Below are 26036 nucleotides of genomic sequence, written 5' to 3' on the forward strand. Positions count from 1 at the left end.
GCCGTGGTCTCTGTCATGAAATCCTTGCCGCGCCGCCAGTTTGATGTGGTGGTCGTTGGCGCCGGTGGAGCCGGCATGCGTTGTTCGCTGCAACTGTCCCAAGCGGGCCTGTCGGTTGCGGTGCTGTCCAAAGTGTTCCCCACGCGTTCGCACACCGTTGCCGCGCAAGGCGGCGTGAGCGCCTCCCTGGGCAACATGAGCGAAGACAACTGGTACTGGCACATGTACGACACCGTCAAGGGGTCGGATTGGCTGGGCGACCAGGACGCCATCGAATTCATGTGCCGTGAAGCGCCGAACGCCGTGTACGAGCTCGAGCACTTCGGCATGCCGTTCGACCGCAACCCCGACGGCACGATCTACCAGCGTCCGTTCGGCGGCCACACCGCCAACTTCGGTGAAAAGCCGGTGCAGCGCGCCTGTGCCGCCGCCGATCGCACCGGCCACGCGCTGCTGCACACCCTCTACCAGCGCAACGTCGCTGCGCGCACCCAGTTCTTCGTCGAATGGATGGCGCTGGACCTGCTGCGCAACGAGGCCGGCGACGTCGTCGGCGTGACCGCCCTGGAAATGGAAACGGGCGAGATCTACATCCTGGAAGCCAAGACCACGGTGCTGGCCACCGGTGGCGCCGGCCGCATCTGGGCCGCTTCCACCAACGCCTTCATCAACACCGGTGACGGCCTGGGCATGGCTGCGCGCGCAGGCATCCCGCTGCAAGACATGGAATTCTGGCAATTCCACCCGACCGGCGTGGCCGGCGCGGGCGTGCTGATTACCGAAGGCGTGCGTGGCGAAGGCGGCATCCTCCTGAACAAGGATGGCGAACGCTTCATGGAGCGCTATGCGCCCACGCTGAAGGATCTGGCCCCGCGCGACTTCGTGTCCCGCTCGATGGACCAGGAAATCAAGGAAGGCCGCGGTTGCGGTCCGGACGGCAGCTACGTCGTCCTGAAGCTTGACCACCTGGGCGCTGACGTCATCAACAAGCGTCTGCCCTCGATCCGCGAAATCGCCATCAAGTTCGGCAACGTCGACCCGATCAAGGAACCGATCCCGGTCGTTCCGACCATCCACTATCAGATGGGCGGCATTCCGGCCAACTACCACGGCCAGGTGCTCACGCGCGAAAACGGCGAGAACAAGGTCGTCAACGGCCTGTACGCCATCGGCGAATGTGCCGCGGTGTCGGTGCACGGCGCCAACCGCCTGGGCACGAACTCGCTGCTGGACCTGATCGTGTTCGGCCGCGCCACCGGCAACCACATCGTGAATTCGCACCCGGAGCGCCAACGCGCCCACCAGGAGCTGCCGAAGGAAGCCGTCGACTTCTCGCTGGACCGCGTGAACAAGCTGGAAACGCGCACCTCGGGCGAAAAGACGCAAGACATCGGCAACGCCATCCGCTTCTCGATGCAGCGCCACTGCGGCGTGTTCCGCACGCTGGAACTGCTGAACGAAGGCGTGACGCAGATCGAAGATCTGGCCAAGCAAGCCGACAATATCTACTTCAAGGACAAGTCCAAGGTGTTCAACACCGCGCGCGTCGAAGCGCTGGAACTGGCCAACATGACCGAAGTGGCTCGCGCCACGATCAAGTCGGCCGCTGCCCGCACCGAAAGCCGCGGCGCGCATGCGTTGGACGACCATCCGACCCGCGACGACGAGAACTGGCTGAAGCACACGCTGTGGTACTCCGAAGGCAGCCGCCTGGATTACAAGCCCGTGCAGATGAAGCCTTTGACGGTTGAGTCCTTCCCGCCCAAGGCGCGTACCTTCTAAGTCCGGATAGAGCCCATTATGAGCACCAAGAGAATCGTCAAGTTCGAAATCTACCGCTACGATCCGGACAAGGACGAGCGCCCGTACATGCAGAAGCTGGACGTCGAACTCCAGCCGACCGACAAGATGCTGCTTGATGCGCTGGTGCGCATCAAGAACGACGTCGATGACAGCCTGGCCCTGCGCCGCTCGTGCCGTGAAGGCGTGTGCGGTTCGGACGCCATGAACATCAACGGCAAGAACGGCCTGGCCTGCACGACGAACCTGCGCGAACTGAAGGAACCCATCGTTCTGCGTCCGCTGCCGGGCCTGCCCGTCATCCGCGACCTGATCGTGGACATGACGCACTTCTTCAACCAGTACCACTCGATCCGCCCGTACCTCATCAACGACGCGCCGCCGCCTGAAAAAGAGCGCCTGCAGTCGCCCGAGGCGCGCGAAGAGCTCGACGGCCTGTACGAGTGCATTCTGTGCGCGTGCTGTTCCACTTCCTGCCCGTCGTTCTGGTGGAATCCGGACAAGTTCGTCGGCCCGGCCGGCCTGCTGCAAGCCTACCGCTTCATCGCCGACAGCCGCGACGAAGCCACGGGCGAGCGTCTGGATAACCTGGAAGATCCGTACCGCCTGTTCCGTTGCCACACCATCATGAATTGCGTCGACGTCTGTCCCAAGGGACTGAACCCGACCAAGGCAATCGGCAAGATCAAGGAACTGATGGTCCGCCGCACGGTCTAGTTTTTAGTGTGAAGACTTTTGTATTTATGGTGTAACGATGAGCAGGCTAACTGAACTGGAGCGGGCGCGTCTGCGTTGGCGGGCGCGCCGCGGCCTGCTCGAAAACGACTTGATCATCACCCGGTATCTTGACGCTTACGAGGCCGAACTTACCGATGATGATGTGGCCGCATTGACCCAGCTATTCGAGATGGGAGACAACGACCTTCTCGACCTGCTGCTGGCCCGCAAGGACCTCGAAGGCGACCTGGATACGCCCAGGCTTCGGGGGATTATTGGCCAGATGCGCGCACTCTGATTAATGTGAGAGGAAATAACATGAACCTGTCTGACAAAAAAGCCACTCTATCCTTCTCGGATGGCAGCGCACCCATTGAGTTCCCTGTCTACAAGGGCACGGTCGGTCCGGATGTGATCGACATCCGCAAGCTGTATGGCCAGACGGGCATGTTTACGTTTGACCCGGGCTTCATGTCCACCGCGGCTTGCGAATCGGGCATCACGTACATCGACGGCGACAAGGGCGAACTGCTGTACCGCGGCTTCCCCATCGAGCAATTGGCCGTCAATTGCGACTTCATGGATATCTGCTACCTGATCCTGAACGGCGAACTGCCGAACGAGGCTCAGAAGGCTGACTTCGACTCGCAAGTGACCCATCACACGATGGTCAACGAGCAACTGCATTTCTTCCTGCGTGGTTTCCGCCGCGACGCCCACCCGATGGCCGTCCTGACGGGCCTGGTCGGCGCGCTGTCCGCGTTCTACCACGACTCCACCGACATCACGAACCCGCAGCATCGCCACATCTCGGCCATCCGCCTGATCGCCAAGATGCCGACGCTGGTTGCGATGGCGTACAAGTACTCGCAAGGCCAACCGTTCATCTATCCGCAGAACGACCTGTCCTACACGGGCAACTTCCTGCGCATGATGTTCGCCACGCCGTGCGAAGACTACAAGGTCAACGAAGTCGTCGAGCGCGCGCTGGACCGCATCTTCATCCTGCACGCCGACCACGAGCAAAACGCGTCGACCTCGACCGTGCGCCTGTGCGGTTCGTCGGGCACCAATCCGTTCGCCGCCATCTCGGCTGGCGTGGCTTGCCTGTGGGGCCCGGCTCACGGCGGCGCCAACGAAGCTTGCCTGCAGATGCTGGAAGAGCTGCAAGCCAACGGCGGCATCGACAAGGTCGGTGAGTTCATGGAGAAGGTCAAGGACAAGAACTCGGGCGTGCGCCTGATGGGCTTTGGCCACCGCGTCTACAAGAACTACGACCCGCGCGCCAAGCTGATGCAGGAAACCTGCAAGGAAGTGCTCTCGGCCCTGGGCCTGGAAAACGACCCGCTGTTCAAGCTGGCCATGGAACTGGAACGCATCGCGCTGTCCGATCCGTACTTCGTGCAGCGCAAGCTGTACCCGAACGTGGACTTCTACTCGGGTATCGTCCAGCGCGCCATCGGCATCCCGACCTCGCTGTTCACGGCCATCTTCGCGCTGGCCCGCACGGTGGGCTGGATCGCCCAGTGGAACGAAATGCTGTCGGATCCCGATTACAAGATCGGCCGTCCGCGTCAGCTGTTCACGGGTTCGGTCACCCGCGACGTGCCCCCGATGGACAAGCGTTAATCCGCTTTTCGCTTCGACAAGAAACCGCCTTCGGGCGGTTTTTTGTTGTCGAGGATATCATCTGGGCCATGATTCCCATCGCGCTTCCCTCCGCCAGTTTCTACCTGCTGCTTAGCATTTCCTTTTTTGCGGGCGTCCTCCTTTTCGGATGGCTGCTGACGCTGGCGTGCAGCGCGGCAATGCGCCGCGTGGCGCGCAGGCACTGGAAGAAATCCGCCGTGCTGTTCGTGCTGCTGGCGGTGCTGTTCAGCTATTACGCATGGTTCCAGGCGATCGTCTGGCAGGTGGAACGCGAGAGCGAACGGCAGGAGGCGGCTCGCAACGTCACGCTGGCGCAGGCAACGACTGTGGGCGGCACCGAAATGCCCGCCGGCACGCGATTGAAGCTGCAGGACGAAGGGCAGCTTGAAACCTATCTGGAGGCCGAGTTTCCCCACCCGGTACTCGTATACGGCATTCAGGCAACGCAGGTGCGGCGCTTTCTTGGCACCGACTACGACGATGACACCTATGCGCTGATCGCCCGTTATCCCCGCACCGTCATCCTGCGCGGTGCGGGAGACCAGGCCGTGCAAGGCTGGCAATGCGACGCCACTCAGGACATCGAATTCGATTCCGAGCGGGACGGCGCCATGAAGGCGCTGAACCAGTGTCAGCTGGGCCGCGGCAACCGCGTCGGCGATCTGGAAATCGCGCCGGGATCGATCCTGTATGGCTCGGAAGGGACGGTCTACGTCGACGGCTTCAAGGACCCGGACCGCTGGCGCATCGAAGTGAAGGCCCCTGTGGCGGTGAAGGCCTTCGGGCTGATGCTGAGCAACCCCAGGATCTACCTGGACGCGGACCGCCGCCTTTTGCGGGTCAGCGATACCGAACTGGCGTGCGGCGTGCAGTGGGGAGACTTCCGCCATGCCGCGGGCACGCAGGTCAAGACGGTGCGGCGTGTGCATGGCGCTGGCCGCGAACCGTTTCCAGGTGTCATCGTCTTCAGTCCACGCGACGGGCAGCCGGCCAAGCGCAACGGCCATGACGACGTGTCCCAAGGCATGTCGGTGATGCAGGGCCTGGATGGGTCGTTTGTCGGCATCGTGAAAAACGAGGAAGTCGGCGTGTTCGAGTTCGCGACGTTCGTCGTCGGCGACGAGGAACCGGAAGCTCCGACGCGCGCCCGTTGCCCGGCGCCTGCGGCCACCGGGCCGCGTTAAGAAATTCTTAAAAGTCTCTTCCGACAATGCGGCTTGCCGGTGGCGTTGCGCGCCGGCCCAACCGTCGGGGAGTGATGCCGGATGAGACGTCCGTGAGACGCCTGCACAGCATGGAGCTGTTCGCAGAGGTGGCCAAGGCGCGCAGCTTCAGCCGCGCCGCCATCGTGCTGGGGCTGCCGAAATCGACGCTGTCGCGCCGCGTGGCGGAGCTGGAGCGTTCGGTTGGCCTGAGCCTGCTTAACCGCAGCACCCGCAAGGTGGAGCTGACCGGGGCAGGCGAGGTGTATCTGGAGCGCTGCCTGCGTATCGTGGAAGAGGCGCAAGTCGCGCACGAGGAACTGCAGGCGCTGACCGCCAAGCCGTCCGGCCTGCTGCGCGTCAACATGCCGGCAACATTCGCGACCGACGTGATGGCGGAGATCTTCCTGGGCTTTTCGCGCCGCCACCCGGAGGTCGCGTTTCACCTGAATCTGGCCAGCCTGGAACACGCCGACCGGGTTGCCGAGCCCAGCGACCTGACGATCAAGATCGGCGATATGCCGGATTCCACGCGCATCGCCCGATGCCTGGGCTACCTGAATGTTCATCTTTACGCGTCGGAAGACTATCTGGCCGCCCACGGCGCGCCGGCCCATCCGTCGGAACTGGCTGCGCACGATTGCATCGGCTTTCGGGCCGACGCGAATGGTGCCGTTACGCGCTGGCCGCTGGCGCGGGGGCACGAACAGGTCAATGTGATGCCGGGCGGCCGGTTTTCGGTCAACGAAGCCGGCATGGCGCGCCGGCTGGCGATGCTGGGCGCGGGCATCGCCGCGCTGGGCGGCGACCAGACCGAACTCGAGCGTTCGGGCGGCCTTGCGCGGGTCTTGCCGGATTGGAGCCTGGGACCGTTTCCGGTCCATGTGGTGACAGAGTCGCGGCTGTTGCCGGCCCGGGCCAGGGCATTCGTCGATTACCTGATGATGCGCCTGGCCAAGGGCTGGCCGGGACCTGCGTTTACACGCTGATGTGCCGCGCCATCAGGACCGCGAACAAAGGCAGGAAAATGAACAGGTGCGATTCGATCATGACCCAGCGCCGCACCCGCTTGATCTCGGGCAAGGCGGGTACGAAGCCCGGTTGCTGGCGCGACTGCTTTGCCCAGCGCAGCACGGCAAGCGTGGGCGGGATCGAACAGAGCGCGATGATGACGAAAAGCGTGATCTTGGCGTGGAACCAGGGGCTGCTCATATAGAACGCGGCGCCTTTGATCCCCTGCGTCAACCGCAGCAGGCCGGTGATCAGCACGAGGACGGCGCTGACGCCATACAGGCGGTCATAGATGACCAGCCGCTTGACGCCGGCCGCCGTCAGGTCGGGGCGCAGCAGCACGGCTTCGGCAGTCAGGACCACCACCATTACAAAGATCGCCAGATAGTGGAACCAGGCGTACAGGGCATCGGCCAGCATGTCGTCTCCAGGAAAAGGGGCAAGCTTGGGTTGTACCATCCGGGCCATGAGGCGGACTATCGTTGACGCCATCGACCTTTCCTCAAGCCTTGGCCGATGCGCGTTGGCGCCGCTGCCAGGCATATTGAAAGCAACATCTCTTGGCACGAACCCGCCGCGCTTGCCACGCAAGATTGCAGTAAATATAATAAGAATCGTTTTCATTTATGAGCTTCGGCCCGGAACCTGTCCGCAGGCCGTCTTCTCCCATGGCAAGCGTCCTGTCCGGCGCGCACGGTGCCGCCGGTGCGTCATCTCTGCGGAAGATCCACCACCTGCGGCCCGGCCTCAGCCTGCAACTCGCTTGCGAGACCGATAGCGAGGCGTCGACCGGGCTGGCGATGGTCGACGACCATCTCCGGATTGTGCTGGTGCTCAACGGCCGTATCGATGTCAGTTACGGGCGCAGCGCGTTGCGGCTGGTGGGGGAGCAAGGCGCAGACGCCGGGGTGGTGACGCTGTGCGAACCCGAGGAGTGCCGGCGGGTAGTGTTGGGCGGCGAATCGTCGCGCCGGGTCAGCATCGGGGTGAACCGGCAGTGGCTGGAACAATCGTTCGGCGAGACTCGGTTGCTTGCACCGCATCTGGCCACGCGCAGTTGGCGCGCCTCGACCCGAGCCCGCCTATTGGCCGAGCAGCTTCTGAATCCCCCGCAGCTGCCTCGGCAGGTCGTCGGCCTCTATCTGGAAAGCCGCGCCATTGAGTTGGTCATCGAAGCGTTGTCGACCGATGGCGTGGCCGCTGGTCAAGCGGCCGATCCGGCGCCACAGCCCGCGGTCCTGCGTCGCCGCATGCTGGACCTGACGCACTGGCTGCGGCGTCACGCCGCCGAGCCCTTGAGCATCGGACAGATTGCTTGCCACATGAATACCACGCCGACCACCTTGCAGCGTCATTTTCGGCAGGCGTTGGGCGTCACGGTATTCGATTTCCTGCAGCAAGAGCGCCTGCGCCTGGCGCGTCATGCGCTAGAAACGGAAGGGCTGAGCGTCACGCAGGCGGCGGCGTTGGCGGGGTACGCCAATCCCGGCAGTTTCTCCACGGCGTTTCGCCGCCATTTCGGCCTGTCGCCGCGCCAGGTGCGGGCGCGTCTGTAGCGCCGCCAGCGATAGCGGCAGATCGCCGTTTTCGCGAACGATTCTGCCGTTTTCACCAACGACGCGCGCCAATCGCCATGGTCTACTCCAATGAGAATAAATCTTATTTGCTTACAGGAGAAGTCCCGTGCCCGTCATCGCGCCAAAGCGCCTCCCATCCCGCCGTGCCACCCCGTCGGCCGGCCGTTGCGCGGCGTATCCGCTGCTGCTTGCCTGGCTTGCGCACGCCGGCGTCGTCTTGGCCGCTGATGAGCCGGTCAGCATGGAAGCGGTGACGGTCAACGCTTACCGGCTGGCCGAAACGATCGGCGGTTCGACCAAGACCGACACGCCGCTGCGCGAGGTACCGCAGTCGGTGTCGGTGATCGAGCGGCGCGAGATGGATCTGCGCGGCGTGCGCAACCTGAATGAGGCGACCCGGTATACGGCGGGCGTGCTGCCTGAGAGTCAGGGTATCGACAACCGGGTGGATGACCTCTACATCCGCGGCTTCGATGCTGGCAGTTTCGGTGCGAACGTCATGCTCGATGGCCTGCGCGCACCGTCGGACAGTAGCCTGAGCTGGAACCGGACCTCGTTCAACACCTGGGGCCTGGAGCGCGTCGAGGTGCTGAAAGGCCCGTCCAGCGTGCTGTACGGCCAGTTGGCACCGGGCGGGATGGTGAACCAGGTCAGCAAGTTGCCCACGCTGGAGCAGGAGCAGGTGGTGCAGCTGCAGGTGGACGGCCACGGGCGCAGGCAGACCGCGTTCGACCTGGGTGGGGCCAAGGATGACGAGAACGTGTTGTGGCGGCTGGTAGGGCTTTACGGCGACGGGGCGACGCAGATCAAGCACACCGACCACGAGCAGTGGTTCATTGCGCCCAGCGCCACGATGTATTTCAACGACCACGCTACGCGGCTGACGCTGCATGGCCTGTATCAGAAGGATCGGGGAGGCAGCACTTTCCAGTTCCTGCCCTACGAGGCAACGGTGGTGCCGGCCGCTGAGGGCTATATCAAGAACACCACATTCCTGGGCGAACCCGACTGGAATACCTACAACCGCGACATCTGGACCGCGGGCTGGCAACTCGAACACCAATTCAACGACGCCTGGACCTTCAGCCAGAACGCGCGCTACACGCATGTGGATTCGCTCTATCGCGCCACGGTGGGCAACGGGGTGCGCGGCGCCGCGCTCACCAACCTGAGCACGCTCATCGGCGGCCGCATACTGAACCGCCGTGCAGTGCAGGGCGAAGGCGACTCCGACGCGCAGACCATCGACACGCGCATCGAGGGCAAGTTCGGCACCGGGCCGCTGACTCATACGGTGATCGCCGGTTTCGATTGGCAGAAGACCGACTGGACCTTCCTGCGGCAGGCCGCGACGGTCTCGCCGGCAGCCATCGCCATCGATGTATACGACCCGGTCTACACCTACTACGATTTCGAGCCGACGCTGGCCAGGCAGATGTCCACTCGCGAGACCGACTCGCAGTATGGCGTGTATCTGCAGGACCAGATCGCGCTGGACCGCTGGCGCTTCACCCTCGGCGGCCGGCAGGACTGGACGCGCATGGACTCGCTCAACCGCCTGACGGGTGTGCGCCAGGTGACCCGCGACGAGGCCTTCACCGGACGCGCGGGCGTTACCTACCTGTTCGACAACGGCCTGGCGCCTTACTTCAGCTATTCGGAATCGTTCCAGCCCACGGGCGGCACGACGCGCGCGGGCAGCGCCTTCAAGCCGACCACCGGCACCCAGTGGGAAGCGGGCGTCAAATACGAGCCCCGCGACATCGACGGCATGATCACATTGTCGGCCTACGAACTGTCGCAAGAGAACGTGCTGACGGCCGATCCGCTCAATGAGGCAGACGAGGCCTATCAGGTGCAGACTGGCAAGGTACGCGTGCGGGGTGTTGAACTGGAGGGCCGCATCACGCCTTTGCGGGGGCTGAGCGTCATCGGTGCCGTCACGCGCATGGATTCCAAGGTAGTACGCAACAACGACGGCTATGCCGGCAACCGCATGATCCGGGTGCCCGACTGGATGGGCTCGATGTGGGTGGACTACACCTTCCATGGCGGCCCGCTGGCCGGCCTGGGCATGGGGGCAGGCGTGCGCTACGTCGACTCGACCGTTGGTGACCTGGCCAATCACCTGCATATCCCCGCCTACACGCTGTTCGACGCCGCCTTGCGCTATGACGCGGGCAATATCGGCGGCATGAACCTGCAACTGGCGCTCAACGGCAGCAACTTGGCGGACAAGCGCTTCGTGGCGACGTGCTCGGCCGCCACCTCTTGCTACTACGGCACGGGACGCACGGTCATGGCGACCGCGAGGCTGTCGTGGTGAATGCGCGCCGTTGGCTGGTCGCGCTGCTGATGGTTTGCGCGTTGGGGGCGGAGGCGGTCCAAGCGGAAACGGCGTCGGACTGGCCGCGCCGCTTCGACAACGCCGACGGGACGCAAACCACGCTGGCCGTGCCAGCGCTGCGCGTGCTGTCGACGTCGGTGACCGTGACCGGGACGTTGCTGGCCATCGACGCGCCCCTGGTCGCCAGCGCCGGCGGAGCCAACGGCCGCTTTTTCGATCAGTGGGCTGCCGTCGCGCGCGAACGCGGCCTCAAGCCGCTGTGGCCGGCCGGGCAGGTCGACCTGGAAGCGGCCTATGCGGTGCGGCCCGATCTCATCATCATCTCGGCTTCCGGCGCGGATTCGGCGCACGAACAGCTCAATGCCCTGCGCGCCATCGCGCCGGTCATCGTGGTGGATTACAGCCACCAGACCTGGCAGGAACTCGCCATGCAACTGGGCCGGGCGCTGGGCATCGAGGCTGCGGCCGCGCGCGCCATCGACGGCTTCGACGCGCGTATCGTCGCAGCCCGCGCCCGCCTGCGCATCCCCGAGGGCACGGTCAACATCGTCAGTTACAACGGGCCGGGGACCAGCAACCCGATCGCCACGCCCGAGAGTCCGCATGCGCGTTTGCTGGCCTCGCTGGGTTTCCGGATCGAAGCGCCCGATCCAGCCTGGCACGTCGCGTTAGGCACGCCGGGCGATTTCGTCTGGGCGCCCTACGAGGCGCTGACGCGCCTGACCGCGCGCACTACCTTCGTGCTCCGTGCCGACGCATCCGGCGCCAGTGCCTTGCTGCGCGATCCCGTGCTGGCCAACCTGCCTTCGGTGGCGGCGGGCCAGGTATACGGCCTCGGCCGTGACGCGTTCCGCATCGACGCGTACAGCGCCGGCCAGATCATCGATACCTTGCTCGAACGCTTCGGCACATGACCTGCATTCCCTATCCATCTGCCGGACGCCACCGTCTCGCAAGGGCCCTGTTGCTGGCCGTGGCGATTTCGATTCCCCTGCTGGTGCTGGCGAGCCTGATGCTGGGCCCGCGTCCGCTTTCGCTGGCGACGGTGGGGCACGCGCTGGCCGCCTTCGACCCGCAGGACAATGAACACCTGCTGCTGCGTCACCTGCGCTTGCCCCGCACGCTGCTGGCGCTCGTCGCGGGCGGGGCGCTTGGCGTCGCCGGGGCGCTCATGCAAACCCTGACGCGCAATCCGCTGGCCGATCCCGGCCTGCTGGGCGTCAATGCGGGGGCGGCGGCGGCCATTGCCGCAGCAATGGCGCTGGGGGCCGCGGACGGGCCGGCGGGACAGGTGATGGCGGGCTTTGCCGGTGCGGCGGTGGCGGGTGCGCTGGTCTACGCGGTTGGCGGGCTGCATCGCGGGCACGATCCTCTGCGGCTGGTGCTGGCGGGCGCGGCGATGTCAGCGATTCTGCTGGCGGTCACGCAGATCATCACCCTCAACAGCGAAGAGCGCGTTTTCGATCAGTTCCGCCACTGGGTGGTCGGTTCGTTGCAAGGACGCTCCGGGCAGGTGCTGGCGGCGGTGCTGCCAGCCGCGGCGCTGGGCGCCGTCGGGGCCATAGGTTTGGGACGCGCGCTGGACGTGCTCGCGCTGGGGCAGGACCTTGGCAAGACCCTGGGGGCGCGGCCACGCCTGGTCTGGCTAGGGACCGCCGTCGCCATCGTGCTGCTGGCAGGCGCGGCCACCGCGGCGGCCGGTCCGCTCGCCTTCGTCGGGCTGGCGGCGCCCCATCTGGCACGCCATGCCTGCGGCCCCGGGCATCGGCGCGTGGTCCCGTACGCCGCGCTGACGGGGGCCTGCCTGCTGCTGGCCGCCGATACCCTGGGCCGGGTGGTCGCGGCGCCCGACGAGATTAGCGCCGGGATCATGGCGGCATTGCTGGGCGGCCCGCTGTTCGTGGCGTTGGCGCGCCGCGCCGGGATGGGCTGACATGCAGGGTGCTGTGTATTCGACCTCGTGGCGGCAACCGGGCGCAGCTCGCGTCGCGCTGGGCAGCCTGGCGCTGATAGCACTGGTCATGGCCCTGGCGCTTGCCGCGCTGGGCGTGGGCAGCGGCGGCCTGTCGCTGGGCCGCATGTTCGACATCGTGTCCGGCGGCCCGCCCGCAGTACCTGGCGAGCAATTGATCCTGGGCTTTCGCCTGCCGCGTGTATTGACGGGCCTCTTCGTGGGCGCGGCGCTCGGCGTATCCGGCGCGGTGTTTCAGTCGCTGTCCCGCAATCCACTGGGGTCCCCCGATCTCGTCGGCTTCACAACGGGCGCCGCTTCCGGCGCGTTGTTGCACATCATCCTGTACGGCCCGTCCGTGGTCGGGGCCGCAGCAGGCGCGGTGATCGGCGGCCTGCTGACCGCCGTCACGGTCTGGCTGCTGGCTTATCGCCGGGGAGGGATGAGCGCACGCCGGCTGGTGCTCGTCGGCATCGGCGTGGGGGCCATGCTGCATGCCGTGAACGGCCTGTTGCTGGTCAAGGGCGATCTGGACAACGCGCTGCTGGCCAATCTCTGGCTGTCCGGCTCGCTCAATGCGCGCACCTGGACGCATGCCTGGCTGGCGATCGGCGCCATCGCCCTGTGCATGCCGCCCGTGTGCGCGTCGGCGCGGCGCCTGGCCCTGCTGGAAATGGGGGATGACCTGGCCAGCCAATTGGGCGTGCCGGTGGCGCGGGTACGCCTGACGATGTTTTTCTGCTCGGTGATGCTGGCTTCGCTGGCCACGGGCGCGGCCGGGCCGATCGCGTTTGTCGCCCTGGCGGCGCCGCAACTGGCCCGGCGTCTGCTGGGCGGCGCAGGACCATCGATCATCGGATCGGCCGCGATGGGCGCCTGCCTGGTGATTGGTGCGGATCTGCTCGGCCAGCGGCAGCTTTGGCAACTGAACCTGCCCATCGGCAAGCTGACCGGTTTGCTGGGGGGCCTTTACCTGATCTGGGTGCTGCTTCGCCGCGGCGCCCGCTGACATCTTTCTATTGCGACGAGCCCTCATGCGCGACTGTCCCCCATCCCCACCCTCCGATGTCGCGTTGCGCGCGCGCGGACTCACGCTGGCGCATGATCTGGCGAACGTGTGTCAAGACCTGGACCTGGACATTCCCGCCGGGCGTATCACCGTCATCCTTGGGCCGAACGGCTGCGGCAAGTCGACGCTGCTGCGTGGATTGGCCCGGCTGCTGGCGCCGCAAGCCGGGCATGTCGTGCTCGACGGCAAGGCGCTGCATCATTATGGCGCGCGCGAACTGGCGTCCCGGCTGAGCCTCTTGCCGCAGGAGCCGCAAGCGCCGGAAGGCATCCGGGTGGCAGAGCTGGTCGCGCGGGCCCGTTATCCGCATCAGACGTTCTGGCGGCCTTGGTGCGCTGCCGACGACGATGCGGTGCGGCAGGCCTTGGCGCAGACCGGCCTGGCCGCGCTGGCCGCCCGACCGGTGCACACCTTGTCGGGCGGCCAGCGTCAGCGCGTCTGGCTGGCATTCGCGCTAGCGCAGAGCACGCCGGTGATGCTGTTGGACGAACCGACCACCTACCTGGACATCGCGCACCAGCTCGACGTGCTCGACCTGTGCCGCCGGCTGAACCGGCAGTTGGGCAAGACCCTGGTGATGGTGTTGCACGACCTCAACCAGGCGTCGCGCTACGCCGATCACATCGTCGCGCTGCGTGATGGCAAGGTCGAGGCTTGCGGCCCGCCTGCCGAAGTCATTACGCCCGAGCGGGTGCGGCGCCTGTTCGGCATCCGCTGCGTGGTGATGGCCGATCCCGTGTCCGGCACGCCGCTGGTCGTGCCCGTTTCCAGCGCTGCAAGCGATTGAGCGCGTATTTCAAGGAGTCCCGCGTCATGCAGTCATCCCCTTTGTGCATCGGATTGTCCCTGGCCGCCACCTGGCTGTCGGCCTCGGCATGGCGGCGGCCCGACAGCCAGGTCGAGCAGTTGTGCGACCTGGATTTCTATTGCCGGGTCGCGCAGCGCGCGGAGGCTGCCTGCCTGGACTTCGTGTTCCGGCCCGATGCATTGTTCCTGGACCTGCCGGCTCTGGCGCACGGACCGGGATTCAGCAGCCTCGATCCTGCGCTGTTGCTGGCCGCGCTGGCGCGCGAGACGCGGCATATCGGCCTGGTGACGACCGCGGCCACGTCGTTCAATCCGCCCTATGTGGTGGCTCGGCAATTGCAGTCGCTCGATTGGATCAGCGAAGGCCGAGCGGGCTGGAACATCGTCACGGCACTGGATGGCAGCCAGAACTTTGGGGATGCCCCGCTGCCGCCGTCGGCGCAGCGCTATCACAAGGCGCTGGAGTTCTCCGAGGTGGTGCATGCGTTGTGGCGCAGCTATCCGCAGGAGGCGGTGCTGGCGGACCGGGCATCGGGCCGGTATGCCGACTTGTCCCGCATTCGCCCGATCGCGCATCGCGGCGAGCATTTCAGCGTGCAGGGGGCGCTGAACGTGCCGGCTCGTGCCGGCGGCCGCATTCCCCTGTTCCAGGCAGGTGCTTCGGAATGGGGACGGGATTTCGCCGCTCGCGTGGCCGACGCGGTGTTCGCCGCCACGCCGGACGCCGCTTGCGGCCAGGCCTTACGCCAGGACTTGCGGCGGCGGGCAGCGGCTTACGGCCGCGCGCCTGGCTCGATACGGGTGCTGCCTGGCCTGAGCCTGTACCTGGCTCCAACCCGGCCGCAGGCCCAGGCGCTGCATGACGCAACGCACGCGGGCCAGGACGCCTCGCGCAAACGCCAATACATCGGGCAGGCGCTCGGTGTGGACGTCGAGCGGCTCGACCCGGCGGAACCCATTACCGCGCACATGCTGGGACAGCCCCAGGCGGGGCTGCGCAGCCCCACGCATGTCCAGTTGCTCCGCCGCTTGATCGAACGCGAGCAGCCCTGTCTGCACGAGTTGTTGGCGCGGCCCGAAGCCAACGCGTCGGCGCATTGGACTGTGGTCGGCACAGTCGACGATGCGGCCGAAGCGATCCGGCACCGCGCAGAGGCCGGGGCGGCGGACGGCTTCATCGCGCTGCCGGGCGGCGCAATGCAATCCCTGGACCTGTTCGTGGAGGAGGTGATGCCGAGGCTGGCGGCGATGGGGCTGGCGCGGCGCGCATACGCAAGCACGACGTTCGCGGGCAATCTGGGGCTGGTGTAAAGGCTGGCGGCTTGCGCGCCCGCGCGGGATGCCAATCGGCGGCCTTGCCGGGTCTCGAGGGGGCTCACAAAAAAGCCCCCCGAGCGTTGGACTGGCGTCCAACTTTCGGGGGGCTGTCCTGCGCAGGGCGCCCGTTCCGTTACCGCCCGCTGGCGATCAACGGCGCTTGCGGGCGGCCTCGGCGGCTTCCTGCTGCGCATCCACGACGGCGAGCGCCGTCATGTTGACGATGCGGCGCACGGTGGCGCTGGTCGTCAGGATGTGCACGGGGCGTGCGGCGCCCAGCAGGATCGGACCCATCGCGACGCCATTGCTGCCCGTCATCTTCAGCATGTTGTACGTGATGTTGCCGGTGTCCAGGTTCGGCATGACCAGCAGGTTGGCGCGACCCTTGAGCGTGCTGTCCGGGTAGGCCAGCACACGGATCTTTTCCGACAGAGCGGCGTCGGCGTGCATTTCGCCGTCCACTTCCAGGTCGGGCGCGCGCTCTTGCACCAGCTTGCTGGCAGCAGCCATCTTGCGCGACGATTCCGTCACGCGGCTGCCGAAGTTCGAGTGCGACAGCAGGGCGATCTTCGGCACCACGCCAAAGCGCAGCATTTCGTCGGCGGCCTGGATGGTGATGTTGGCCACTTCTTCCGACGTCGGGTTTTCGTTGACGTGGGTGTCGGTGACGAACAGCGTCTGGTCCGGCAGCATCAGCACGTTCAGGGCAGCGTACGTCTGGCCTTCCTTCTTGCCGATGATTTCGTCGATGTACTTCAACTGGTTGTCGTACTTGCTGGCCACGCCGCAGAGCAGGGCGTCGGCGTCGCCGCGACGCAGCAGCATGGCGCCGATCAGCGTGTTGTGCTTGCGGATCATCGCCTTGGCGATGGCCGGCGTCACGCCTTCGCGGCCCTTCAGCTGGTAGTACGCGTTCCAGGTTTCGTTGAAGCGGTTGTCGTCTTCCGGATCCACGATCTCGAAGTGTTCGCCGGCCTTCAGGCGCAGGCCGGCCTTCTCGATGCGCATCTCGATGACGGCCGGTCGGCCGATCAGGATCGGGAATGCCAGCTTCTCGTCGGCCACGGTCTGCACCGCGCGCAGGACGCGTTCGTCTTCGCCGTCGGCGTAGATGACGCGCTTGGGCGCCTTCTTGGCCTGGGCGAACAGCGGACGCATCAGCTGGCCCGAGTGGTACACGAAGCCCATCAGCTTCTGGCGATAGGCTTCGATGTCTTCGATCGGGCGGGCGGCCACGCCGGAGTCGGCAGCGGCTTGCGCCACGGCCGGCGCGATCTGGACGATCAGGCGCGGGTCGAACGGCTTCGGGATGATGTAGTCGGGGCCGAACGACAGTTCCTGGCCGGCGTAGGCGCGGGCCACTTCATCGTTCTGCTCGGCTTGCGCCAGTTCGGCAATGGCCTTCACGCAAGCCAGCTTCATTTCTTCCGTGATGCGCGAAGCGCCGGCATCCATGGCGCCGCGGAAGATGAAGGGGAAGCACAGCACGTTGTTGACCTGATTCGGGTAATCCGAACGGCCGGTGGCGATGATGCAGTCGGGGCGCGCGGCCTTGGCGACTTCCGGGCGGATTTCCGGTTCCGGGTTGGCCAGCGCCAGGATCAGCGGGCGGTCGGCCATGGTCTTGACCATGTCGCCGGTCAGAACGCCAGCGGTCGAGCAGCCCAGGAACACGTCGGCGCCGTTGACCACGTCGGCCAGCGTGCGCGCGTCGGTCTTCTGCGCGTAGCGCTTCTTGTTGGCTTCCATGTTTTCATCGCGGCCATCCCAGATCACGCCGCGGGAGTCCACCACGTAGATGTTCTCGCGCTTGACGCCCAGGTGGACCAGCAGGTCCAGGCAGGCGATCGCGGCGGCGCCGGCGCCCGAGCAGGCGAGCTTGACCGAGCCGATGTCCTTGTTCACGACCTTCAGGCCGTTCAGGATGGCGGCCGACGAGATGATGGCGGTGCCATGCTGGTCGTCATGGAAGACGGGGATCTTCATGCGCTCGCGCAGCTTCTTCTCGATGTAGAAGCATTCGGGCGCCTTGATGTCTTCCAGGTTGACGCCGCCCAGCGTGGGTTCCAGCGCCGCGATGATGTCGACCAGCTTGTCGGGGTCGTTCTCGGCCAGTTCGATGTCGAACACGTCGATGCCGGCGAATTTCTTGAACAGGCAGCCCTTGCCTTCCATGACCGGCTTGGCGGCCAGCGGGCCGATGTTGCCCAGACCCAAGACGGCGGTGCCGTTGGTGATCACACCCACCAGGTTGCCGCGCGAGGTGTACTTCGACGCGGCGTCATCGCCCTGGTCGAAGATGGCCATGCAAGCGGCGGCCACGCCGGGGGAGTAGGCCAGGGACAAGTCGTCCTGGTTGGCCAACGTCTTGGTCGGGACGACCGAGATTTTGCCGGGGGTGGGATAGGCGTGGTAATCCAACGCCATTTTGGTAAGAGTTTCGTCCATGGGATCGGGGCCTCTGAGGCACTAACTGAAAAAGAAAACGGGATGACAAAAGGCGGGCTCGCGGCCCGCCGGTTTCTTTGCGAAATGCTTAGGGAACACCCGTATTTCACCAGAAAGCGCGGGTGCTTGGTTGTTGCAGTGCAGCGAAGCGGCTACAGCTCCCAGGGCGGCGTCTGCCGCGCGCGCGAGTTCAAGGACTGGCGCAGCATGTCGGCGTCGGCCTGGCGACCCAGGCTGTCCAGCGCATAAAGCACGATCCAGTCGGCGCTGACTTCGAAGAAGTCGCGCAACTGGGCGCGGGTGTCGCTGCGGCCGAAGCCGTCCGTGCCCAAGGTCCGGTAGGGGGCGGGCACCCAGGCGCGGATCTGTTCGGGAACGGCGCGCACGTAGTCGGTGGCCGCGATGACGGGCGCGTCGCTGGTTCCCAGGCACTGGCGGACCCAGTCCACGCTGCCCCCGGCATCAAGCCCCAGCACCCGGGCGCGCTCGGCCTCGCGGCCGTCGCGGGCCAGCTCGGAAAAGCTGGTGACGCTCCAGACCTCGGCGTCCACGCCATAGCGTTCGCGCAGGCGGTCGGCTGCCATTTCGGCTTCGCGCAGCATCGGGCCTGCGCCCAACAGACGCACCTGGGCTTGCCCGTGCGCCGGACGCAGCCGGTACATCCCGCGCAGGATGCCCTCGCGCACGCCGGCGTGCGCCGGCATGTCGGGCTGCGCCAGGTTTTCGTTCGTGACCGTCAGGTAGAAGAATTCATCGCGCTGCTCGTCCAGCATGCGGCGCATGCCGTATTCGACAAGGACGGCGACTTCGAACGCGTAGGCCGGGTCGTAGGCGCGGCAGTTGGGCACGGCGGCGGCCATGATGTGGCTGGAGCCGTCCTGGTGCTGCAGGCCTTCGCCGCCCAACGTGGTGCGCCCGGACGTGGCGCCGATCAGGAAGCCGCGCGTGCGCTGGTCGGCGGCGGCCCAGATCAGGTCGCCGATGCGCTGGAAGCCGAACATCGAGTAATAGATATAGAACGGCAGCATCGGCAGGCCGTTGACCGAATAGCTGGTGCCGGCCGCGGTCCAGGACGAGATCGCGCCCGCCTCGGTGATGCCTTCCTCCAGGATCTGGCCGTCGCGCGCTTCGCGGTAGTACAGCACCGAGCCTATGTCTTCGGGCTCGTACAGCTGGCCTTGCGCCGAATAGATGCCGATCTGGCGGAACAGGTTGGCCATGCCGAACGTGCGCGCTTCGTCCGCGACGATCGGCACGATGCGCGAGCCCACGGTGGCGTCCTTGAGCAGCGCGGTCAGCATGCGCACGATGGCCATGGTCGACGACATTTCCTTGCCGTCGGCGGCCAGCGCAAAGCGTGCCCAGTGTTCGGCATCGGGCGGCATCAGGCGCGGGGCCTGCGTGCGGCGGCGGGGAATGTGGCCGCCCAGCGCCGCCCGGCGTGCTTGCAGGTGGCGCAGTTCGGCGCTGTCTTCGGCCGGGCGGTAGAACTTGAGCGCCAGGCAGTCGGCGTCCGAGATCGGCAGCGCGAAGCGGTCGCGGAAGGCCAGCAAGGCCTCGTCGTCCAGTTTCTTCTGCTGGTGCGTCGTCATCTTGCCCTGGCCGGCCGAACCCATGCCAAAGCCTTTCTTGGTCTGCGCCAGGATCACGGTGGGTTGGCCGCGGTGTTGCGCCGCCCGGTGGTAGGCAGCATGGATCTTCACCATGTCGTGGCCGCCACGGTGCAGGCGGTCGATGGCCTCGTCCGTCCAGTCGGCCACCAGTGCGGCCAGCTCCGGGTTCTGGTTGAAGAAGTGGGCGCGGTTGAAAGCGCCGTCGTTGGCGGCGAAGGTCTGGAACTGGCCGTCCACCGTGTTGGCGAAGGCGCGGGCCAGGGCCCCATTGGTGTCCCGGCGCAGCAGGGCGTCCCAGTCGCTGCCCCAGACGAGCTTGATCACGTTCCAGCCCGCGCCCGCGTACAGCGTTTCCAGTTCGTCGATGATGCGGCCATTGCCGCGCACCGGTCCGTCCAGGCGCTGCAGGTTGCAGTTGACGACGAAGACCAGGTTGTCGAGCTTTTCACGCGCCGCCAAGGTCAGCGCGGCGATGGATTCGGGTTCGTCCATTTCGCCGTCGCCAAAGATGCCCCAGACCTTGCGGTCGCCGCCGGGCACGAGCGAGCGGTGTTCCAGATAGCGCATGAAGCGCGCCTGGTAGATGGCGTTGATGGGGCCGATGCCCATGGAGCCGGTGGGGAACTGCCAGAAGTCCGGCATCAGCCACGGGTGGGGATAGGACGACAGCCCGCGCAGGCCGTTCGCCGTGGCGGTGATTTCCTGGCGGAAGTGCGCCAGGTCGTCTTCGCCGAGGAAGCCCTCGAGGTAGGCGCGGGCATACACGCCGGGCGCCGAATGGGGCTGCATGTAGACCAGGTCGCCCGGGCCGTCGGCGGACTGCGCGCGGAAGAAGTGGTTGAAACCGACCTCGAACAGGTCGGCGGCCGACGCATAGCTGGCGATATGGCCGCCCAGCTCGCCATGCGCCTGGTTGGCGCGCACCACCATGGCCAGCGCGTTCCAGCGGTTGATGCGGGCGATGCGTTCTTCAACGGCCAGGTTGCCGGGGAAGGGCGGCTCCTGGTCGGCGGGAATGGTGTTCAGGTAGGCGGTGCGGGTCTGGCTGTTGGCGCGCAGGCCCAGCGTCGCAGCGTGCCCCAGCAGGCTGTCCAGCACGTAGCCGGCGCGGCTTGCGCCGCCGGCCTCGACCAGCGACTGCAGGGCGTCACGCCACTCGGCGGTTTCCGAAGGGTCGGCGTCGTGCCGGTCGTCTTGCCCGGCGATAGGGTGGCTGGCGTCGCGCATGGTCGTGATGTCTCCTGTTATCGCTCAATGCTAGACCTGTGTGGCAGGCATGAGTCATCAAATTCCAGGGCCAATGTGCCAGCTTTCAGCATAATCTTTTGCGGGCGTATGTATTGCCGGCAGCATCTGCCGCCAGGCGGCGTTTACGCGTGGTGACCACTGGGTGGACGCCGAGGCGCTAGAATGCGCGGTTTAGCGAAATTCCCATCGGGAGACTTCAATGACACAACCCGTCAGCGTCCCGGCAAACGTCACCCTTCCGGAACTGACGTTCCGCGGCGTCTTGCTCGGCGCCCTGATCACCGTGATCTTCACGGCCTCCAACGTCTTCCTGGGGCTGAAGGTCGGCCTGACGTTCTCGTCCGCCATTCCCGCCGCGGTGATTTCGATGTCGGTGCTGCGCCTGTTCAAGGACGCCAACATCCTTGAAAACAACATGGTGCAGACGCAGGCCTCGGCGGCCGGCACGCTGTCTTCCATCATCTTCATCCTGCCCGCGCTGGTCATGATGGGGCATTGGCAAGGCTTCCCGTTCTGGCAGACGCTGGGCATCTGCGCGGCCGGCGGCATGCTGGGCGTGATGTTCACCATCCCGCTGCGCCACGTGATGGTGGTGCAAAGCGACCTGCCGTACCCCGAAGGCGTGGCGGCGGCCGAGATCCTGCGGGTGGGCAGCGCCGAACGCGCGCAAGACGCCGCCGACGAGTCGTCGGGGAAGTCCGATGCCAAGCCTGCTGCAACCGGCATGGGCGACATCGTGACCGGCGGCGTCGTGGCCGCAGTGGTCAGCTTTGCCGCCAGCGGCCTGCGCGTGCTGGGCGACGGCGTGAGCGGCTGGTTCGCCCTGGGCGGCGCGGTGTTCCGCCTGCCGATGGGCTTTTCGCTGGCGCTCCTGGGTGCGGGTTACCTCATCGGCATCGTCGCGGGCCTGGCCATGTTGACGGGCCTGATCATTTCGTGGGGCATCGCGGTTCCTGTCCTGACGGCCATGGGCGACATGCCCGCCGGGCAGACGCTGGCGCAATACGCCACCGGGCTGTGGTCGTCGCAGGTGCGTTTCATCGGGGCCGGCGTGATCGGCGTGGGCGCAATCTGGACGCTGGCGACCCTGTTCATGCCGATGGCGCGCGGTGTCAAGGCGTCGTTTTCGGCATTGACGAAGGCGGGCGCCGCCCGGGCCGGCCAGGCGCCGCGTACCGAGCGCGACCTGTCGGCCGGCTGGATTTCGGTCGTGACGCTGGTGCTGGTGGCGATCCTGGTGATCACCTTCCAGGTGTTCCTGTCGGGCGCGCCGCTGTCGGCCGGCGCCATCTGGAAACTGGTGGCCTACGCCGTGCTGTTTGCCTTCGTGTTCGGCTTTCTGGTGGCGGCGGCCTGCGGCTACATGGCGGGCCTGGTGGGCTCGTCGACCAGCCCGATCTCGGGCGTGGGCATCGTGGCCATCGTGCTGGTGTCGCTGCTGATGCTGGCCTTGGGCGGGGAATTGCTGGGCGTGCAGAACGGCGTGCAGATGGCGATCGCGCTGTCGATCTTCAGCACGTCGGCGGTGGTGGCCGTGGCGTCGATCTCGAACGACAACCTGCAGGATCTGAAGACGGGCTGGCTGGTGGGTGCCACGCCGTGGCGCCAGCAGGTGGCGCTATTGATCGGCTGCGTGGTAGGCGCGGCGGTGATCTCGCCGGTGCTGGAACTCTTGTACAACGCCTACGGTTTCGCGGATGCGATGCCGCGCGACGGCATGGACCCGGCCCAGGCGCTGTCCGCCCCGCAGGCCACGCTGATGCTGGCGATTGCACGTGGCATCTTCACCCATCAGTTGAACTGGACCATGATCCTGATCGGCATGGCCGTGGGCGTGGGCCTGATCGTGGTGGACGAGATCTTCAAGCGCACGTGCCGTGTGGCCCGGATTCCGGTGCTGGCGGTGGGGATCGGCATCTATCTGCCGCCGACGGTGGCCGCGCCCATCGTGGCCGGCGCCGTGCTGGCATGGCTGCTGGAACGGGCGTTGCGGCGCCGCGCCGCAGCCGCCGGCAAGCCCTATGAGCAATTCGCGGATGCGCCCAATCGGCGCGGCGTGCTGATTGCGTCTGGCCTGATCGTGGGCGAAAGCTTGGTGGGCGTGCTGATGGCCGCGGTGATTGGCGCCAGCGGTTCGGACGCGCCGTTGGCGCTTACCGGCCCGGGCTTCGCGGAGATCGCCTCCTACCTGGGGCTGGCCGCGTTCGTGCTGGTGGCCGTGCTGTTCTGGCGCCGGGTGATGCGCCTGGCTTAGTGCTGGCCCGGGGCGGCCGGGCGGTCATCGACCGCCTGCCGTCCCGGACTGATGCGTGCAGGCGGATCAGGCCGGCTTGAGCAGATCGGACAGCGTGCGCGCAATGACTTTCGTCGCGCGGCGCAGATCTTCCAGCACCACGCGTTCATCATTGCGCTTGGCGTGCGATTCCAGCACCGTGCGCGGGCCGGCGCCGTAGATCACGCCAGGAATGCCGGCTTCGGCATACAGGCGCACGTCGGTGTACAACGGGGTGCCCATGGCAGGGATGGGTTCGCCGAAGAGGGCTTCCCCGTGCTTCTGGATGGCGCTGACCAGCGGTTCATTGCCGGGCAGGGGGCGCATCGAGCTGGCCAGCAACAAGCGCTTGATCTCGACCGTGATGCCTGGGTATGAGGCCGCGGCTTCCTGGATGATCCGGCGGATGTCTGCCTCGACTTCGGCGGCGTTTTCTTCCGGGATCATGCGGCGGTCCAGCTTGAAGCTGACCTTGCCGGGCACCACGTTGGTGTTGGTGCCGCCTTCGATGCGTCCGACATTCAGATAGGGGTGCGTGATGCCCGGAACGTCGGATGTCACTTGCTGGTACCGCGCGTTCTGCGCATACAACGCGTTCAGGATCTTGACCGCGCCTTGCAGCGCGTCCACGCCGCTGGCCGGAATGGCGGCATGCGCCATCTTGCCGTGCACGGTCACTTCCATTTGCAGGCAGCCGTTGTGCGCCGTCACCACTTCGTAGCTGAAGCCCGCGGCGATCAGCAGGTCGGGCTTGGTGAGGCCCTGGGCCAGCAGCCAGCCCGGCCCGAGCAGCCCGCCGAACTCTTCGTCATACGTGAAGTGCAGCTCGACCGCGCCATGGCTGGGCTTGGCCACGGCTTCCAGCGCGCGCACCGCGAACGTGAAGCTGGCGAAGTCGCTCTTGCTGACGGCCGATGCGCGGCCGTAGAGGCTGCCGTCTTCGATTTCGCCGCCATAAGGGTCGTGCTGCCAGCCGTCGCCCGGGGGCACCACGTCGCCATGGGCATTGAGCGCGATGCGGCGGCCGGGGCCGTACTCGCGCCGCACGATCAGGTTGGTGATGGATTCCAGGCCGTAGTCCTGCACCGCGTCCGCCGGTACCGGATGCGCTTCGGCGTCAAAGCCAAAGTCTTGTAGCAGTTCGGCGGTGCGCGCCGCGTGCGGCGCATTGTTGCCGGGCGGCGTGTCGGTGGGGACGCGCACCAGCGACTGCAGGAAGCGGACTTCCTCGTCAAAGTGGGCATCAACCCAGGCGTCCAAGCGGTCGTAGTCGGTCATTTTGCAGGTGAGGAGTCGTTGGCAAGGTCGTCCAGCAGGCGTTGCATGGCAAACGCGGCAAGCTGGATGTCGTCGCTGGTGGTGGATTCACGGGGGTTGTGGCTGATGCCGGCGTTCTGGCCGCGCACAAACAGCATGGCTTGCGGCATGACCTCGTGCAGCTTCATCGCGTCGTGGCCCGCGCCGCTTGGCATGCGGTAGAGGGGGAGGCCCAGCGCGTCGACCGCGCGTTCCCAGCGCAGTTGCCACGCGGGGTCGCTGGGGGCGGCGGCGGCGCGCATTGTTTCTTCCAGGGTGTAGCGCAAGCCGCGCCGCTGGCAGATGGCCGCCAGCTCGGCCAGCACGTCGTTGACCAGCGCATCGCGTTGCGGGTCGCTGGGGGCGCGCAAGTCCAGGCTGAAGCGGCATTCGCCCGGCACGACGTTGATCGAACCGTTCGGCACTTCAAGCATCCCGATCGTGCCCACGGAGTCGCCGTCCTGGGCTGCGCGCCGTTCGACGTACAGCGCCAGTTCGGCCGTGGCCGTGGCGGCGTCGCGGCGCCGGTCCATCGGCGTGGTGCCGGCATGGCAGGCCATGCCGAATATCTGCACCATGTAGCGCACGCTGCCGTTGATGGACGTGACGATGCCCAGCGGCAAGCCCATTTCGAACAGCACCGGCCCCTGTTCGATATGCACTTCGATAAAGCCCAGATAGCGGGAGGCATCGCGGCGCAACGTCGGAATGTCGTCGATGCGCAGGCCGGCGTGCTGCATGGCCTCGCGCATGGTGATGCCCTGGGCGTCTTTCTGGTCCAGCCATTCAGGCTTGAAATCGCCGATCAGCGCGCCCGAACCCAGGAAGGTGGCGCGGTAACGCTGGCCTTCCTCTTCGGCAAAGCCAATTACCTCCAGGTGGTAGGGCAGGCGCCTGCCCTGACGGTGCAATTCGCGCACGCACGCCATCGGCACGAAGATGCCCAGCCGGCCGTCGTATTTGCCGCCATTGCGCACAGTGTCGAAATGGCTGCCCGTCATCAGCGTGGGGGCGTCGGCACGGTCCGCGTGGTAGCGGCCGACCACGTTGCCGACCGCGTCGATGTCGACCTCGTCGAAACCGCAATCGCGCATCCCTTGCGAGATGCGCTGGGCGCAGGCGCGGTGGGCGTCGGTCAGGTACGTGACGGTGAGCTGGCCCTTTTCGGCGTAGCCGGGATCGCTGTGCTGGCTGAGCGCTTCGTGCCAGTCCCAGATGTCGTTGCCTGTCGAGAGATCGATGCCGAAGTCGCCGCCCAACCGGATTTCGGCCATGCGGTGAATGCTGCGCAGCGCTTCCTGGTGTTCAACGTCCGCCGGGTTGTCCAGGCGGCGCACCAGTTCGTCGATGATCTGCTGGGGAGTGAGCGGGACGCCGCGCGGGTCGCGCCCGGCCAGGACGAACGGAAAACCGAAGCGGTCGGTGTAATGCGCGCGCAGCTGCTGAAGGCGCGTCAGCGCGTCGGGAGTGAAATCGGTCACGTCCGACAGTTCCGGCTGGGCGCGGATCAGCGCAAGCCGGGTGTCGGCATCCGCGCTGTCGACGACGTGGCGCAACTGGTGCTGCAATTGCGCCACCGATCGGAAGGGGCGCGCCCGCAATGCCTGGCGGGCGATCCATGGCGACTGCGCATACAGGCCGTCGAGCATGGCCGCAGCATCGTCGTAGGTGGCAGCGTTAAGTTGTTCCAGGGTTGAAACCATGGTCATTA

The 26036-nt window shown here is 66.2% G+C and carries 19 protein-coding genes; 14 read left to right on the plus strand and 5 right to left on the minus strand.

What is annotated here, in order from left to right; translation table 11 throughout:
• The first annotated feature begins 3 nt into the window (after positions 1–3).
• The 6 genes from sdhA to CEY09_RS06855 all read left to right on the plus strand — a co-directional run bounded on the left by sdhA (position 4) and on the right by CEY09_RS06855 (position 6358).
• Positions 4–1782, plus strand: coding sequence for a succinate dehydrogenase flavoprotein subunit (gene sdhA / locus CEY09_RS06830; RefSeq protein WP_088588020.1), 1779 nt, complete (start codon positions 4–6; stop codon positions 1780–1782).
• Positions 1783–1800: 18 nt separating this feature from the next.
• Positions 1801–2517: a succinate dehydrogenase iron-sulfur subunit gene (locus tag CEY09_RS06835; protein WP_006218127.1), complete on the plus strand. Its 717-nt coding sequence runs from the start codon at positions 1801–1803 to the stop codon at positions 2515–2517.
• 37 nt (positions 2518–2554) lie between these two features.
• Positions 2555–2815, plus strand: a complete 261-nt coding sequence (locus CEY09_RS06840; RefSeq protein WP_088588021.1) for a succinate dehydrogenase assembly factor 2 — start codon at positions 2555–2557, stop codon at positions 2813–2815.
• A 20-nt stretch (positions 2816–2835) separates the two neighbouring features.
• Positions 2836–4146: a citrate synthase gene (locus tag CEY09_RS06845; protein ID WP_006223907.1), complete on the plus strand. Its 1311-nt coding sequence runs from the start codon at positions 2836–2838 to the stop codon at positions 4144–4146.
• A 68-nt stretch (positions 4147–4214) separates the two neighbouring features.
• Positions 4215–5351, plus strand: a complete 1137-nt coding sequence (locus CEY09_RS06850; RefSeq protein WP_088588022.1) for a hypothetical protein — start codon at positions 4215–4217, stop codon at positions 5349–5351.
• A 110-nt stretch (positions 5352–5461) separates the two neighbouring features.
• Positions 5462–6358, plus strand: a complete 897-nt coding sequence (locus CEY09_RS06855; protein ID WP_088588023.1) for a LysR family transcriptional regulator — start codon at positions 5462–5464, stop codon at positions 6356–6358.
• Here the strand turns inward: CEY09_RS06855 and CEY09_RS06860 are convergent.
• The gene (locus tag CEY09_RS06860; protein WP_006223910.1) at positions 6348–6800 is read right to left on the minus strand and encodes a DUF2214 family protein; all 453 of its coding nucleotides are present in this window, start codon (positions 6798–6800) and stop codon (positions 6348–6350) included. The two genes, CEY09_RS06855 and CEY09_RS06860, sit on opposite strands and share 11 nt — an antisense overlap.
• Before the next feature lie 248 nt (positions 6801–7048).
• Here CEY09_RS06860 and CEY09_RS06865 point away from each other — a divergent pair, with 248 nt between their 5' ends.
• The 7 genes from CEY09_RS06865 (at position 7049) to CEY09_RS06895 (ending at position 15442) form a co-directional block, all read left to right on the plus strand.
• A complete protein-coding gene (locus CEY09_RS06865) occupies positions 7049–7936 on the plus strand; it encodes a helix-turn-helix domain-containing protein (RefSeq protein WP_158218656.1) in 888 nt (295 codons plus the stop codon).
• A gap of 127 nt (positions 7937–8063) precedes the next feature.
• The gene (locus CEY09_RS06870) at positions 8064–10283 is read left to right on the plus strand and encodes a TonB-dependent siderophore receptor (protein WP_234818236.1); all 2220 of its coding nucleotides are present in this window, start codon (positions 8064–8066) and stop codon (positions 10281–10283) included.
• A complete protein-coding gene (fepB, locus tag CEY09_RS06875) occupies positions 10280–11218 on the plus strand; it encodes a Fe2+-enterobactin ABC transporter substrate-binding protein (RefSeq protein WP_234818237.1) in 939 nt (312 codons plus the stop codon). The genes CEY09_RS06870 and fepB overlap by 4 nt, the downstream gene beginning before the upstream one ends.
• A complete protein-coding gene (locus tag CEY09_RS06880; protein WP_088588025.1) occupies positions 11215–12237 on the plus strand; it encodes a FecCD family ABC transporter permease in 1023 nt (340 codons plus the stop codon). Before fepB ends, CEY09_RS06880 begins: the two co-directional genes overlap by 4 nt.
• Before the next feature lies 1 nt (position 12238).
• Positions 12239–13264: a FecCD family ABC transporter permease gene (locus tag CEY09_RS06885; RefSeq protein WP_088588026.1), complete on the plus strand. Its 1026-nt coding sequence runs from the start codon at positions 12239–12241 to the stop codon at positions 13262–13264.
• 25 nt (positions 13265–13289) lie between these two features.
• Positions 13290–14111, plus strand: coding sequence for an ABC transporter ATP-binding protein (locus tag CEY09_RS06890; RefSeq protein ID WP_088588027.1), 822 nt, complete (start codon positions 13290–13292; stop codon positions 14109–14111).
• 26 nt (positions 14112–14137) lie between these two features.
• A complete protein-coding gene (locus CEY09_RS06895) occupies positions 14138–15442 on the plus strand; it encodes an NtaA/DmoA family FMN-dependent monooxygenase (RefSeq protein ID WP_088588028.1) in 1305 nt (434 codons plus the stop codon).
• A gap of 156 nt (positions 15443–15598) precedes the next feature.
• Here CEY09_RS06895 and CEY09_RS06900 read toward each other — a convergent pair whose 3' ends face one another.
• Both CEY09_RS06900 and mdeB read right to left on the minus strand, forming a co-directional pair.
• A complete protein-coding gene (locus CEY09_RS06900) occupies positions 15599–17896 on the minus strand; it encodes an NADP-dependent malic enzyme (protein WP_088588029.1) in 2298 nt (765 codons plus the stop codon).
• Positions 17897–18048: 152 nt separating this feature from the next.
• Positions 18049–20736 (minus strand): alpha-ketoglutarate dehydrogenase, encoded by a 2688-nt coding sequence (gene mdeB, locus CEY09_RS06905; protein WP_088588030.1) that lies wholly within the window; start codon positions 20734–20736, stop codon positions 18049–18051.
• Positions 20737–20956: 220 nt separating this feature from the next.
• Between mdeB and CEY09_RS06910 the strand changes: the two genes are divergently transcribed.
• Positions 20957–23011 (plus strand): OPT family oligopeptide transporter, encoded by a 2055-nt coding sequence (locus tag CEY09_RS06910; RefSeq protein ID WP_088588031.1) that lies wholly within the window; start codon positions 20957–20959, stop codon positions 23009–23011.
• 66 nt (positions 23012–23077) lie between these two features.
• Here CEY09_RS06910 and CEY09_RS06915 read toward each other — a convergent pair whose 3' ends face one another.
• Positions 23078–24307, minus strand: coding sequence for a M20 family metallopeptidase (locus CEY09_RS06915; protein ID WP_088588032.1), 1230 nt, complete (start codon positions 24305–24307; stop codon positions 23078–23080).
• The gene (locus CEY09_RS06920) at positions 24304–26028 is read right to left on the minus strand and encodes a hydantoinase/carbamoylase family amidase (protein ID WP_088588062.1); all 1725 of its coding nucleotides are present in this window, start codon (positions 26026–26028) and stop codon (positions 24304–24306) included. Before CEY09_RS06920 ends, CEY09_RS06915 begins: the two co-directional genes overlap by 4 nt.
• Between the last annotated feature and the right edge of the window lie 8 nt (positions 26029–26036).

The organism is Achromobacter marplatensis (assembly GCF_002209535.1).
GTDB lineage: Bacteria > Pseudomonadota > Gammaproteobacteria > Burkholderiales > Burkholderiaceae_B > Achromobacter > Achromobacter marplatensis.

Bases quoted from the DNA above. Each gene is read 5' to 3' on its own strand.
- CEY09_RS06835 (WP_006218127.1), top strand. From the start codon at position 1,801: ATGAGCACCAAGAGAATCGTCAAGTTCGAAATCTACCGCTACGATCCG.
- CEY09_RS06840 (WP_088588021.1), top strand. From the start codon at position 2,555: ATGAGCAGGCTAACTGAACTGGAGCGGGCGCGTCTGCGTTGGCGGGCG.
- CEY09_RS06845 (WP_006223907.1), top strand. From the start codon at position 2,836: ATGAACCTGTCTGACAAAAAAGCCACTCTATCCTTCTCGGATGGCAGC.
- CEY09_RS06850 (WP_088588022.1), top strand. From the start codon at position 4,215: ATGATTCCCATCGCGCTTCCCTCCGCCAGTTTCTACCTGCTGCTTAGC.
- CEY09_RS06855 (WP_088588023.1), top strand. From the start codon at position 5,462: ATGGAGCTGTTCGCAGAGGTGGCCAAGGCGCGCAGCTTCAGCCGCGCC.
- CEY09_RS06860 (WP_006223910.1), bottom strand. From the start codon at position 6,800: ATGCTGGCCGATGCCCTGTACGCCTGGTTCCACTATCTGGCGATCTTT.
- CEY09_RS06865 (WP_158218656.1), top strand. From the start codon at position 7,049: ATGGCAAGCGTCCTGTCCGGCGCGCACGGTGCCGCCGGTGCGTCATCT.
- CEY09_RS06880 (WP_088588025.1), top strand. From the start codon at position 11,215: ATGACCTGCATTCCCTATCCATCTGCCGGACGCCACCGTCTCGCAAGG.
- CEY09_RS06885 (WP_088588026.1), top strand. From the start codon at position 12,239: ATGCAGGGTGCTGTGTATTCGACCTCGTGGCGGCAACCGGGCGCAGCT.
- CEY09_RS06890 (WP_088588027.1), top strand. From the start codon at position 13,290: ATGCGCGACTGTCCCCCATCCCCACCCTCCGATGTCGCGTTGCGCGCG.
- CEY09_RS06895 (WP_088588028.1), top strand. From the start codon at position 14,138: ATGCAGTCATCCCCTTTGTGCATCGGATTGTCCCTGGCCGCCACCTGG.
- CEY09_RS06900 (WP_088588029.1), bottom strand. From the start codon at position 17,896: ATGGACGAAACTCTTACCAAAATGGCGTTGGATTACCACGCCTATCCC.
- mdeB (WP_088588030.1), bottom strand. From the start codon at position 20,736: ATGCGCGACGCCAGCCACCCTATCGCCGGGCAAGACGACCGGCACGAC.
- CEY09_RS06910 (WP_088588031.1), top strand. From the start codon at position 20,957: ATGACACAACCCGTCAGCGTCCCGGCAAACGTCACCCTTCCGGAACTG.
- CEY09_RS06915 (WP_088588032.1), bottom strand. From the start codon at position 24,307: ATGACCGACTACGACCGCTTGGACGCCTGGGTTGATGCCCACTTTGAC.
- CEY09_RS06920 (WP_088588062.1), bottom strand. From the start codon at position 26,028: ATGGTTTCAACCCTGGAACAACTTAACGCTGCCACCTACGACGATGCT.